General features: G+C 51.0%; 10 protein-coding genes. 1 reads left to right on the top strand and 9 read right to left on the bottom strand.

Annotated features, from left to right (window positions below):
• Positions 1 to 264, top strand: a 264-nt coding sequence (locus tag BLQ88_RS36000; RefSeq protein WP_143017025.1) for an integrase core domain-containing protein, incomplete at its 5' end; no start/stop codon positions are given.
• Positions 265 to 443: 179 nt separating this feature from the next.
• Here the strand turns inward: BLQ88_RS36000 and BLQ88_RS35995 are convergent.
• From BLQ88_RS35995 to BLQ88_RS35955, 9 genes are all read right to left on the bottom strand, one after another.
• Positions 444 to 1,322: a HEPN domain-containing protein gene (locus BLQ88_RS35995; RefSeq protein ID WP_090157856.1), complete on the bottom strand. Its 879-nt coding sequence runs from the start codon at positions 1,320 to 1,322 to the stop codon at positions 444 to 446.
• A gap of 18 nt (positions 1,323 to 1,340) precedes the next feature.
• Positions 1,341 to 2,378, bottom strand: coding sequence for a PDDEXK nuclease domain-containing protein (locus tag BLQ88_RS35990; protein WP_090157855.1), 1,038 nt, complete (start codon positions 2,376 to 2,378; stop codon positions 1,341 to 1,343).
• A 32-nt stretch (positions 2,379 to 2,410) separates the two neighbouring features.
• Positions 2,411 to 3,169 (bottom strand): transcriptional repressor AgaR, encoded by a 759-nt coding sequence (gene agaR, locus BLQ88_RS35985; RefSeq protein ID WP_090157854.1) that lies wholly within the window; start codon positions 3,167 to 3,169, stop codon positions 2,411 to 2,413.
• Positions 3,170 to 3,290: 121 nt separating this feature from the next.
• The gene (locus tag BLQ88_RS35980) at positions 3,291 to 3,569 is read right to left on the bottom strand and encodes an ACT domain-containing protein (protein WP_090157853.1); all 279 of its coding nucleotides are present in this window, start codon (positions 3,567 to 3,569) and stop codon (positions 3,291 to 3,293) included.
• Positions 3,570 to 3,571: 2 nt separating this feature from the next.
• A complete protein-coding gene (locus BLQ88_RS35975; protein WP_090157852.1) occupies positions 3,572 to 5,569 on the bottom strand; it encodes an alpha/beta hydrolase in 1,998 nt (665 codons plus the stop codon).
• Positions 5,570 to 5,577: 8 nt separating this feature from the next.
• Entirely contained in the window at positions 5,578 to 8,787 is a 3,210-nt protein-coding gene (locus BLQ88_RS35970) for a DUF5107 domain-containing protein (RefSeq protein ID WP_090157851.1), read from the bottom strand.
• Between the two features lie 80 nt (positions 8,788 to 8,867).
• Positions 8,868 to 10,778, bottom strand: a complete 1,911-nt coding sequence (locus tag BLQ88_RS35965) for a glycoside hydrolase domain-containing protein (protein WP_090157850.1) — start codon at positions 10,776 to 10,778, stop codon at positions 8,868 to 8,870.
• A gap of 11 nt (positions 10,779 to 10,789) precedes the next feature.
• Entirely contained in the window at positions 10,790 to 11,992 is a 1,203-nt protein-coding gene (locus BLQ88_RS35960) for a hypothetical protein (protein WP_090157849.1), read from the bottom strand.
• The gene (locus BLQ88_RS35955; RefSeq protein WP_090157848.1) at positions 11,989 to 13,200 is read right to left on the bottom strand and encodes a hypothetical protein; all 1,212 of its coding nucleotides are present in this window, start codon (positions 13,198 to 13,200) and stop codon (positions 11,989 to 11,991) included. The genes BLQ88_RS35960 and BLQ88_RS35955 overlap by 4 nt, the downstream gene beginning before the upstream one ends.
• Between the last annotated feature and the right edge of the window lie 22 nt (positions 13,201 to 13,222).

The following is a 13,222-nucleotide window of genomic DNA, read 5'->3' as shown; positions in this document are numbered from 1 at the left end:
ACCGAAAACGGCGACCCACTGGAAAATGCAATCGCCGAGAGGGTCAACGGGATTATCAAGGATGAATATTTAGATACTTACCGCCTTAAAAATCAGGATGTCAGGGAATTCCTGAGAACCGCAGTGGATCTGTATAACAATGAAAGGCCGCATATGAGCATTGGGAACCTGACGCCAAACCAAGTCCATCAACAACCACTAAAAACAACTAAATTATGGAAAAGCTATTATTCTAAAAAAACAGCACCTGTAAACCAGTTTTAGGATTAGCAAACGATTGTAAACTTATGTCAGGATTTATTAACTAAACTGTAAACTTTTTCCAGGACGAGACAGTTTCCCACGAGGCCCCGCCGGGGCCTTGGGAATTCGAACCACCTTTTTTTTGCTACAAACAGTTGGCTCCTCCGGAGCCGGGGCAATCATACACGCCTATTCGCTCCTCAACTTGGATGCGAATTTAGCATATCCGCAATCCGCTCTTGGCATATCCGCTCCGTCAAGTCTCTCAAAATCCTGACCCGCTCGCCCAGGTATTCTAAATCGGCCTGTTCGATCTTGTAATTCATATTATAACGCGAATCGATGTAAGCCTTTTGTAGCAATTCAAACAATCGCTTTTCCTCCGGTGTGTTTTTCGGGAAGACCGTGATAAAATGAGGATGCAGTTTTTCAACTTGATCTCCTAATTTCTCTATGTCGTGGATTTTGGGCTTGTAGTCGGTGAAAACCAGAAGAAGTGCGACATAAAATCGTTCGGTAGTCTGATGAAGTTCAAATGCGGCGTTATTGTAATAAGAGTGCTTGGTTTTGCCTTTTTCAAAATGAAATTCAAAAGTCTCAAAGAAATTATTTGCAGAGTCAAACCAAGAATCAAATTGCTCTTTTGCCTTCTTCTGCCGCTCTTCCGGATTCAAATTCTTCGGTTCAGCTAATTTGCATTTCCCCGAATCAAAAAGCATAATACCTTCCTTTAATATATCAACAAAGAAATATTGATTCCGCTCGATCTTGTCATTCACAAAGCCAATGCTGTGTTGGATGATCGTGGTTCTGGTATTCTCTTCATTACCGCTTAACTTCTTGCTCAGATTCCACCATTTTTCTCCGTCTTTCGCTGACTTCCTGTCATTGGTAATAACCAGAATGTCATAATCGCTCACATATTCGGTATTCTCCTGATATTCCTCCACCCAATCCCCACGCGCATGGCTTCCGAAAAGAATGACCATTTCGGCGGGGGTATTTTCTATAATGATCTTTGTGAGCGCTGCTAGTTCTTCTTGCTTGTGATCGGGGAGGTGGGAGATGGAAGTTTGCATGTGTGTGTCTAAGTTACATCAGCCATTGTTTTCATTCAACTGTGCTTCAATAAGCTTTTTCTCGCGCTCGATTTCTGCTATTAATTCCTGCTCTGTTGGCAAGTAGAGCATGTATTTGGTCGCAAATAGTTGCTTGCTGTCATTCAAAATACTGTACTTCACAACAGTTTCATCTTTTTCAGTACAAAGAATGATCCCGATAGTTGGGTTGTCGTCATCTTGCTTTTTCAAGTCGTCGAACATGCGGATGTACATATCCATTTGCCCGGTGTCCTGGTGCATTAGTTTGCCTGTTTTTAAGTCAAACAGGACGAAGCATTTAAGAATGTAATTATAAAATACCAAATCAATGTAGAAGTGACTTGTTTCTGTACTAATCCTGAACTGCCTTCCGACAAACGAAAATCCTTTTCCCAGTTCGAGTAAGAATTGTTGCAAGTTTCCGATTAATGCTTTTTCAATATCCTGCTCCAACACACTGACGGGCTCAGGTATGTTCAGGAATTCAAAAACGTAGGGATCTTTGATGAAATCCTTTGTTGGCAAATTGTCGACGTCTTCATTGCCATTAGTTGTGTCAGACTTGTTTTTAGAAGAAAGCAAACGCTGATAGTAGAAGGAATTGATATGTCGCTCCAATGTTCGTACGCTCCACGCTTGACAGGCACATTCTTTAAGATAATAGTCCCTCGCTTCCGGGTTTTCTACCCTCATTATTGTCCGGTTGTGGCTCCAAGACAATTTGCTACACACTGTGTAGCAAATTGCTTCATCAGGGTAGGTAAGATAAAACTGCCGGAAATTTCGAAGATTAGCATATGAAAAACCGCTACCTAGTTCAGCAGTAAGCGCGATTGATAGTGTTTTCAAAATTGACTCACCGTAGGCAGCCCTTTGTTCTCCTTGCAATTCTTCCTGCACTATTCTCCTCCCCATTTGCCAGTAAGCTATTACCATTTCACTATTTACAGCACTGTAAGCTTTTTGCCGGGCTAATTTTAAAATTTGCACAACATCCTGTATCAGCGAAGTTGGCGTAATCGGAGACTTTTTCATAGGTGTGATAGTATAATTTAGCTAATAATTCTCTACGCAATAATCACCTCAATATTATGCTGTTTCAGCATCTTCAAATCCGCTTCTTCAATCTTTTCGTCCGTCACCACCTTGTTGATTTTGTCAAAACCACAAATGAATGCCAACCCGGATTTTTTGAACTTTGTGGAGTCGGCGACGATGATGACTTCTTCGGCGATGTCGATCATGATCTGGTTCAGGTGGGCTTCTTCCATGTAGTGGGTGAAGAAGCCGGCATTGGCCTTCATGCCGTCGATGCCGAGGAATAACTTGTTGCAGTAGAGTTGTTTGAAGTTGCGCTCGGCCATGGGGCCTACGAGCGACATGGAGAATTCTTTGAGGTAACCGCCCGGCATATGCACCTGCAAGTTCTCGAATTGCGCCAGGTTATTGACGATGTCGAGGGCGTTGCTGATGACGGTCAGGTTTTTGAACTTTTCCAGGTTGTTCGATATTTCGAAAGTAGTCGTGCCCGAATCAAGGATAATGCTGTCGCCGTCGTTGATGAGCGACACGGCCTTTTTGCCGATCAACCGCTTCGTGTCGTGGTTGATCTTCCTTTTTTCGGTGACCGTCAGGGCAATGTTATTGGTCTTGAAAGCGCCGCCGTGGGCCCGCACGAGAAGGTTACTGTTTTCCAGCTTGTCCAAATCGTTGCGGATGGTCACTTCGCTTACTTCCAGCATTTCGCTCAAATCATTCACATTCACTTCACCCATCTCATCCAGTTTTTGCAGTATAAGTGAGCGGCGCTGTGCGGTCTTTTTCATGGAGTTAATCCGTTTATTCTATAACTTTTTCTCGATCCGGGGGTATTGTTGCGCGGGCAAACCAGCCCGCAAATGTAGCAATAATCAACCATATGCATGGGCAAAACTCGATACAGGCAGCTCAAAAGCCGATCGGGTCCGCGTCGTCGCCCGCGTGGGCGAAAGCGCGGTGTACTTCAATGATTTTTTCGATGCGCGCGAGGATCAGCGTCATCATTTCCTGGGGAAATGCGGCTTCCACGACGATCCGTTTCAAATGCTCGTCGCCGGTATGGAAAACCTGCATGTAGCTCACCTCGAAGCGACTTTTGCCGAATACCTGCAAAATCCTGCTCAAAACCTGGTTGGTGTCGCTGGCATAGACCGATATCCGGCTGGAATGGGCGGGCTGGTTTTCCATCGCTATTTTTTCACTTTTACAGTAAATGCCACCCGTTTCGTTTCACGGATAAACGAATGCGCGCCATGACTGTCCCGGCGGGTGTTGCCGTTTTTAGGATATTCATAAATGCCATAAAACCTGATTTCATGTCCGTCCGGGCAATCCGGGCTGATCTGCACCTGCGAGGTAAGCCGTTGCGCGCCCGACCAGTCGTTCCGGCCGAAAAACAGCATCCGCCGTTTGTTCATCGCAACATAACGGTCTTCCGTATAAACTTGCAGACCGAAATCATGCAGTGAATCAAGGTCCGATTTTGTAAAAATGCTGATCCATTCGCCTGGATTCGCAACTCCATCACCATTGCCTTCACCGACGCGCGTTTGCTTTTCCAGTTCGAGGTTCATGCTCCGCCCGTCGGCAACAGCAAAAGAGACGAGCGTAGCTTCGGGCGAATAGAAAGGCACTTCGAGCAGGAAATGGTCTTTTTTACCATGGTAGGTCAATATTAATTTCAGCTTGGCACGGTCCAGGCTCGCGTTCCGGGAGCGGATTTCGAAACCGGTCTTTTCGTACAATGCACCTTGCACGAGCTTGCCGACGGTAATCGCCGGGCTTATCACCTCCATATCTTCATCCTGCGCGATGAGTTCCATCCGGACAGAATCCACTGCCGCGCCGCCTTTGTTGAACAGGAGCGGGTTGAGGGTAACGACATCGCCCAGGCCGGGCATCTGCTTGTTGAGCGTGTAGGTGGCCAGGGTAATGTGGCCCGCGTCGCCGGTTTTGTACAGCCCCACGTTGGTTTGCAATCCGCTTCCCTTCCATTGAATGCGGCCTTTGGCGTCGCTGCGCACGTTGGCGCGGGTGATTTTGCGGGTCGGTACTTCCAGCTGGATCAGTTCAAAAGCCGTATTCGGAGTATAAATGCTGTCGGTCGTAAGGTTCACATTCAGGTCGGGGACGGCGGGGCCATCGGGCAGCCATTGCTTGGTGTGTACGCTAAATCCTTCGCGCCGCACATCGTCGAGGAGGGTGAAACCGGGGATTTTCCGATCGGACTTTATTGCATAATTCCAGACCGAAAAGTTGGGAAACACATCGATATGGTGCCATTTTTCCGGCTTCGCGAGCGGCATCCGGAAGTAATGCATATGAAAATCGAACTGAGATTGGATATTCACCGCATTATGAAAGCCCCGGAAATAGCCGATCCCGTAATGCCAGCTTTCGTAGTTCAACTCCAATGTTTTATAAGCCTGATCGATCTCCTGATCATGCTGCCGCAAAAAATCCTTGCTGCCTAAATGCATCCGAATGGGCAAACCCACAAAATTGCGCCCCATTTCCTTGAACGGCGTGTAAATCTGCAAGGCTTTCGGGCCGACGGTAAACGAAGCCGAAGGACAAAAAAATGAAGCACTCGACAGCATATGCGGGTATTTGGAAGCCACGAGCATCGACATAAACCCGCCCATGCTCAGTCCCGAAACCGCCCGACTTTCGCGATTGGCATTGGTGCGGTAATGCGAATCGACATAGCGCACAAACTCCGGGAAGTAATCGACAAACTGCCTGTCTTCCTTCACCGGCGCAATGTCGTACGGGCGCGGGTATTGGGCAGGCACATAACCGTCCCATTTGGCTATAATAACATCATTGCCAGCTACATAAGTCGCGAAATTATCCAGCGGATCCGGCCCGCAGCGTTCGAAATTACCATTGAATTCATCATAATACCGCGCCTCGCCCGATCGGGAAACTTCGCCTTCGGCAGGGCCATTAAACCTACCCGCATTGCCGTGGAAATAGTAAATCACGGGATACCGCCGCTCGGGATGCTGGTAGTAATCGGGCGGGAGGATGAGGCGCACATCGCGCGTTTCCTTAAACACCTCGCTGTAATGCGTCTTGTCCTCGATGATCGCCTTTCGCTGCTGCGCGTGAATGTCCGGCGATGCGGCCAGCCAGAGCAGGCAGGTTAGCGTCAATATTTGCGTCAGGTAGTTTTTTATTTTCATGATGCGTATTAATCTTCCCTTTTTCGCGGCCTCGCGACGTCGAGAATTTTGAAAAATAGCGTAGTCAGGTTATGGTTTTTGTCGGCTGTTAAATCCTGTCGAAGCTTTTTTGCGCGGGGTTCGTCGTTTTGTGTTTTGGCTAAAACCCATTGCACGTCCGGCGCATCGGAGCCCTTGGTAATCTCCCAGTTTCGAAGCGAATCCTGCTCGGCTTTCCAGTTTTCGAGATATTTTTTAGCGATATCCTGCTTTTGTGCACGGTGAAGCAGCTTCACGCCCAGGTAGTTGCTCAATGCATTGCGATTACCTGCCTTGTCGGGATTCAAGGAATAGTCGATGATCGACTGCTCGTACTGCCGTGCCTTTTCAGCGCGGCCGAGTTGTGTTTCGCAATGCGCCGCCAGATAATCGATCAGCCGTGTATCCGGTTCGTTAGGCTTGCCGGTGCCGAGGTGTTCCGGCCACCAACGGGCTTTTTCGAGCGATTTCAATGCTTCTTTGTGTTTTTTGATTTCTGCCAATGCGAGGGCATTCGCCAGATGCGCCGTCACATATAAAGTATGCCCTTCCCGCGCGCCTTCCTGCGGCAGTACATGCACTTTGTCCAGCACTTTCAGGCTCGCTTCAAACTGCCCCGCATCCAGCAGCGATTTGGCGTAATCAATGCCGATGACCGGATTTTCGGCAAAGCGCTCAAAAGCATTCCGGGCGTTTTTAAGCCCTTTTTCCTGCATTTTTTGGTCAATGTAAAATTGGGTAAGGTAATGCCAGCCGCGCCATTCTCTGGGGTTCATTTGATTGGCTTTGACAAAATCAGCCTGCGCATTGCCCGCATTTTCGTTTTGGAATAAAATACCTCTTGCTATGTAAAACGGCGCATAATCAGGCTCTGTTAGGCAAGCTGCAAATTGCTTTTTCGCATGCTCCTTATCCCTGAGGTGCCAATAAATGAGCCCGAGGTAATAGCGGTTTTTCCAGGAAGGGTTTTGTTTTTCAGCCCAAATCAGCACAGGAATGCTTTCGGTCCTGAATGGGAAAACCAGCTCTGCGGAAGTAGTAATGGCATGCTGCAAATGCTTTTTGCTTTCCACCGGATGTGAATCCCGGGTGAGATAGGCCAGCCAGTAGGAAACAGTCGGGTAGGCGGGGGCCCACGCAAGCAACTGTTTGGCCTCCTCATGCTGCCCTTGGCCCACATAATCCATCGCCAGTTCCAGGTAAGTTTCGTGCGGCAGCTCGTTGCGGATCGCATTTTGGAAAATGGCGCGGTTAGCCTCCGTCGGCGCGAGCAGGTATTGTTCAAAATGCGCATAATGGCTCAGCGGGTCGATTTCCAGCAGCGCCTGCCATGTCTGCGCGGCCTGTTCCGACTTATTTAATTTTCGGAGTGCGGTACCCAGCAGCTGGTAGGCCGCGAGGTTATTTCGGTTGTAGTCCAATGCTTTCCGGGCGTCGCTTTCGGCTTTTTCAAAATCGCGTTTCTGCAATGCAATGCCCGCAAGCTGCGCGTAGGCGCCGGAGCGGTATTCCATGGTCCAGCTGGCTACTGATAATGCTTCTTCCGCTTTGGTGAGGTCGCCGAGTTTGCGGTAAAGTGCGCCGTAAAGGTAGTTGGCGCCGCCGTGGTAAGTGTTTTCCGCCAAAACCTTCCGGGCGAAATCCAGTCCCTGCGCATATTCGCCTTTGCGGTAATGGTACTCGGCCAGGCGGATCAACGCGCCGCTGTGGGTGGCTTCTTTTCCCAAAACAGCCAGGTAGCGCTGGTGGGCACATTCGAAGTTGCGCATGGCATGCTCATCTTCGCCCAGCTCAAACAGTCGCTCAGCAGAATGGAAATCCTGTTTATCAGCCGAAAGCAGCGGCCGGTCCAGCACTTTTTCAGGATGGGAAGCATAAACAAGCCGGTCGTTGCCGACGCTCACGCGCACGGACTTGGCCTGGGTTTGCGTCAATGGGATCGCTTTAAAAAACACTTCCATGGGTTTGAGCGAAAGCGCTTCCCGGTAAACGGTCTGTCCCACCAAAGTAACTTTCAGCGTATCGTGAATGGTTGAAATCGGGTTAATGTAAATTTTCAGACTATCCCCGCCCGCCACGACGTTGAGCGTTCCATAAGGCGAAGCATCGACCATCCCGCCCGCGCCTTTGACCGGAAACCAATATTCCGTCTTAGTCTCGGAGTAAAACGGCCCCAGCGATTTCTGGTTAAACGGACTATGAAACCCGCTCCGCTCGGCCGCCTGGTTGAATGTTACGCCCGACTGTGCTTCAATGTATTGCCCATCTTTGTCCGTCAGCAAATCCTCCCAGATCGCGCCCTCCCGGGCCCGCGACCAGATCCACAGCTTTTTGCCCGGCGCATCCGAATAGGGCGCCCAATGCCCGAAGCCAAACTTCCGGTGGTGCCAATAGCCGCCAAACCACCCGGTGTGCGTCCCCACGACGTGGTAAGACTTGTCGCCGCCCGTATTGTTATTCTTATAATAAGACAAATCCACGCCCCTCTCATCAACCGGCCACGGGCTTACATTGCCATCATGCCCGACATGGTGCGTTCCCGGAAAAAAGAACTGCATATCGTCCGAAGCCCTGAATGCGGCGTTTTCCCAGGAGAGGTAGGCGTCGTGAAGGGGTAGGGGATTATACCAAAGGCTTTGTGTCTCAAAATAAGCCTTGTCTTTCGGAAGTACAATTTTTACCCGCCATTGCGTACGCGATGCGAGGTCGAGGCCGCCTACCACGCAGGTAACGCTGCCGTCGGCATTGTTTTGCATCACATAATCCACGGGAGCAGCTGCCCAGGGCGCGTGGCCGAGGTCCAGGCCGAAGTTATGCTCGATGCCGCCGCTCGTCCACGGCCCACGGATACCGATCGCGCGGAATTTCATCACGTGATTGGTATACACAAACTCCTCGCCGGTAGATTTCTCGACCGCGCCCATCACTTTGCCGCCGATTTCCGGCAGTACCTGCACTTTGATGTACGGATTTTCCAGCTCCACAATCTTCCATTTTTGCGTCGTGCTTTTGCTGGTGTAGCCGTCGAAAACATAGTAGGGGTAAAATGGGGCCACTTTTTTGCCGATGCCCATCACCGGCAGCGGGCTGGGGTCGGAGAAAGGGTAGGTTTTCATGGCCTGCACTTTTTCCGAAATGGCGGCTCTTTGTGCGCGCAATGCCGGTGATAACGCCATTGCGGCCAGTACGAAACCGGCCATTCGGGCATGGGTTGGCGACTTTAAGAGGAAGGAAAAGGGGATCACGCGGGAATGCAGGGTTTTCGAACGGGTATCGGAAATTACTTTTTGCTTTTGGAGATCAGCTCGCCGAGCTCCATCCGGACTTTATGCCAAAGTTCCTGATCATAGCTCCACACATCGAGGTTACCAATGGATTTATCGCCAAACGGCTCCTTAATGAGCTGGTTTACAAGCGAATTGGCGCGCCTCGGATTGCCGTCGAGCTTCGTAAGCAGGCGCAGGTATTCGTATTCCTGCACGCCGTCGCGCATGGTTTTCAGGCGGATGGACGGGCAAGGTTCCGACACGTTGGGCACCATGCCCGGCTTGTAAATGAGCGATCCGTTGCCATTGAAAGCCCGGTAGGTAAATTCCGCATCGGCTTCCGAGGCTTCCTTGTAGAAGTCCTTCCAGGATTCGGGGTCGTACCAGCCGCGTTCCCAGCCTGCACCAATGCCCCAGCTGATCCAGGAGTAGGTTTTATATTTCCAGCATGCCCAGCTGATCGCCTTGTCGTTGATCAGCGGCAGGTCGATGAACGTCGAGCTGCCTACCCAGCTGTTGAGCTTGTGCTCGTACAGCATTGGGCCGTAAAGCCAGTCTTTAATGCCCATTTGCTGGTAATGCTTTACGGTGTCGATGTTGTAGTTGATCGTATGCGAAGCCCAGTCGGTAATGGATTTGCCGATTACGTCCATAGCCTGCTTGGTATAGCCGCCATCTACCCGGAATTTTGCCTCCGGATATTCCTTCTTGAACAAATTCCCATAAAACACCATCCGCGACCATGCCTCTGGGAAATAGGATTCGTCCAAACCATTCAGATACACCGTCAGCAGTGTTTTTTTGGGATTAACCATCGGGAGCAAATGTTGGCGCACCTGCCGGATGGCGCTCGTGTAAATGGCCTGGTTGGCTGCATTGCGCTCCACTTCCGGCTTGCCGATATCGGGCCAGCCAGCCGTGCCGTGCTTGCCGTACACATCGAACGGCAGCGCGAATGTTTCGAGCGGCTCGCCATAGCCGGGGCCGTTTTTGTAGCCGTGCGCTTCTGTGAATGCCGCGCCGGTAAGGTATTTTTTTAGTCGTTTATCAAATTTTTCCCACTGGATTTCGACTTTACCATTCTTCAAAACCTGGATTTCCGGGTCATAAGTCGGGTCCATTAATGAAATACGGTTCCGCTTGAAGAGCTGGTACACAGCCAGTTCCTGCTTTTCGTCCATCCGGCTCAGGAAGCCTTCATGTTGCAGGCTGGCTTTGAAAAGGTTTTCATTGGGTAGCTCAAAATCCCACACCGTAAGGCTGACCGGGATCTGGCTTTTTTGCCCGCCAATGGTCACGGTAATTGTGCTTTGGTAAACACCGGGCATGGCTTTTTGCGCGCCGGCCGGGATAAACTGGTCTACCCAAATGACCTGCGAGCGCTGGTTGGCGATCCGGTTGTTGAAATCGGGCAACGTAAACGGGTACACCCAGCGCCCGCGGACTTTGGCGGAGTCGGTCTGGATGTATTTGAATGGGATCAACGCGTCGGGATACCAGCCCTTGCCGAGGGTGGACCGCGGATAGCCCGTGCTCGTACTTTGCACATTCACAGACCATTCGAGAAAAAGCTCAGGGTTCGCGGCAAGCTCAGTGGCGCCATTTTTGAATGGCTCCATATCGATTTTAATGCCTGTCAGTTCCGCATCCGATTCATTCGTCAGGACCAATTGGAATGAGACATATTCGCCCCGCGCGCCGTGAATGGCCACCTGTTTTCCGTCGAATATCCAGTTCTTGTCCAGCAGGTTGCCCGTCTGTGTGGCCGGTACGCCTTTAAACCGATGTTCGATAATGGTGTTGCTAACCGGGTCCAGGCGTAGGGAAGCCGGCAATGCGCGCAGGCGCCATGGACCGGCGGCATGAGCAATGTTGTTCAATGCAATAAATGCAATCAAACAGAGGAGCTTAGTGAATTTTATCATGTTTTCTACATTTATTGCCCTACTGGAAAAACCATCAGCTGGCTTAGCGCCTCATCCTCGCCCATGACGATATATTTGCCATCCGCAGAAGCCGCCAGTGTGCCCAGCTGAAAGCCCCGCCAGAGAATACCCTGCTCAATGCCCGGCGCTACCATCTTGAATTCGGGGTTGCCCAAATCCACGAAACCCGCGGTTTCATCGTAAGAAAACAAATGGGAATATCCCGGTGCGCCGCCCGCCAGGCCGTATAATTTGCCATCCCGCCCGAAGGCTAATGCCTGCAACCGGCCCATCATCATCGGTTTGCCCAGGTTTTTGATCTTTTGCGTGGCTGGGTCGAGTACAAACAGTTGCCCGTCGCCCGCATTGCCGCCGTACAATTTTCCATCCGGCGATTTGGCCCAGGATTCCACCTGCCCCAGTACCTCCCGTCCCCACACCGCCGGAAGCGGCGTTTGCAGGAATGTAAAGTGCTTTTTCGCAGGATCAAATGCAAAAATGCGGTTCCCCGCCGCGCTGCCATACACGAGCCCTTTATTATCCTGGATAAGCGCTTTGCACAAATATCCCTCCGGCTGCGAAGCGAAGTCGTGGAAGTTTTTCAGGTCTTTTGCATTCGGCATTACATCTTCAAATACCTGCACCTTTTTGGTGGTAATGGTGTAGGTAAAAAAGCGCCCGCTCGGGTAGCTGATCCCGTAAAGCTCCGAGCTGTCACGGTTGGCGAGCAATGCAAAAATGCCCTCACCCGCAACAGGAGCGCCCAAATCCTTAACCTCTATCACATTACCCGGTCCAATGCCGATCTGCAACAGGTGGCCTGCCTGACCATTTGTGCCTGATTGCGGCATCGTACCCGCAAATAGTTGGTTGCCGGTTCCTTTGCAAAAGCCGGTAGTAATGCTTTTTTGTCCTGGAATGACTTCTTGCAAGTCTTTGATAGTCAATAAATTTTTCCCGGAAATGGAGGCGATGAACAGATAGGGTGAGAATCCTTCCTTAGCCGTCGTGCCACCCAGAATGCGGTCGCCCTGCACGGACAGCGAGGTGATCGCATTGCGGTACATGGGTAGCCGTTTCTCGGCGCTGTTCGGCAGCGAAACTTCGATAGCGAATGCTCCGTCGGGGGTAAAAAAGGTGTATTGCGCCAGCAGCGGGTTCGTGCAGGCCAGCAACAAAGCCGGTAACAGTATATTTTTGGTCAGATTTCTCATTTCCGGATTTCTTTTTCAGGGTTAAACTGGATCAGATATGGGCGGGTGTCGTCGCCTTTGCCCGAGGGGTTGCGCCGGGCGGCGAAGTAGAGGTTCCCGTCCTTGTCGCGGATATCCGAGCCGGTTGCCTCGGTAATGGCGGTGATCGGGAAGTTTTTCAAAATGGCTTTTTTGCCGGTAGCAGGGTCAAATTCCACCAGCACGGTTTTGTCTTTCATGACATAGTTGCCGTGTCCGCCGATGATGTAATACAGCTTGCCATTCCGGCCGACGTTCAGGTTGGGCACATAAGGCCCCCAGGCCGGTGCATTGCCCGTGTCGATCACGCCGCCCAGGTCCGTTACTTGGCCAATGCCTTCTTTTTCAGGATGGAACGCGATGAGTTTTGCGCCGTAGGTGATCAGGTAAATGATGCCTTTGGCCTCGTCTTTGGCATAGGCAGTCACGCCGGTGATGATTTTGGAGCCGGGCGTTCCGGGGAATGCGGGCAGGGCTTCGAGGGCGAATACGAGGCTGTCGCGGTCTTTTTCGTACTTCACGAGCCGCTGCCGCCAGTCAACATAATAGCAGTTGCCCCACCAATCGGTGAAGAGCACTCGCGGCACGTGGGAGCTGGCCAGCCGGCCGAGGTCGCGCAGGTGGTTTTTGGCCGGATCATATACGAGGAAATGCGCCTGAGGGTAGGTAATGCCATATAGCATTCCAGTTTTGGGATCAATATCTACGTCCTTGATGCTCTCGTACTGCATGCCGATCCCCAGGTTTTTCAGGCCGGTTTTTGCATTCCATTGCATAAAAAAGCCTCCTGCATAGCCCTGCGGGTGCTCCATGAGGTATTCCTCGCGCGATTCGCCGCCGTCTGTCGAGAAAAAAATGCTGCCGTCCGGCGCGGCCACGATTTTGGAATGGATCTTGCCCTGCCATTGATAAGGCCGCAAATTGGCCATATCGCGGATAAATCCATTCAGTTTCGTCGCATGCTGCGCAGGATCGAAGCTGTACAGGGCAATGTTGTTGGCATGGTTGGTAACGCCGATATGCACCGTGTTGGAAGCCGCATTATATCCAATCGAACCCCAGGTGGAATGTGCCTCGGGGAAGTCGGGATATTCGATGATGGCGATGTTCTTATCGGTGACGCCCGACGGTTGTGCAAGGGCATTGGCGGCACACAGGCAGAGCAGCCAGAGATGTAGCGTACGTATCAATGTTATAGGGTTTAGGTGATGT

Origin of the sequence: Dyadobacter soli, from assembly GCF_900101885.1 — a bacterium.
Lineage (GTDB): Bacteria > Bacteroidota > Bacteroidia > Cytophagales > Spirosomataceae > Dyadobacter > Dyadobacter soli.
The sequence above is the reverse complement of the archived record's forward strand: the minus strand, read 5'-3'. Positions and strand labels throughout refer to the sequence as shown.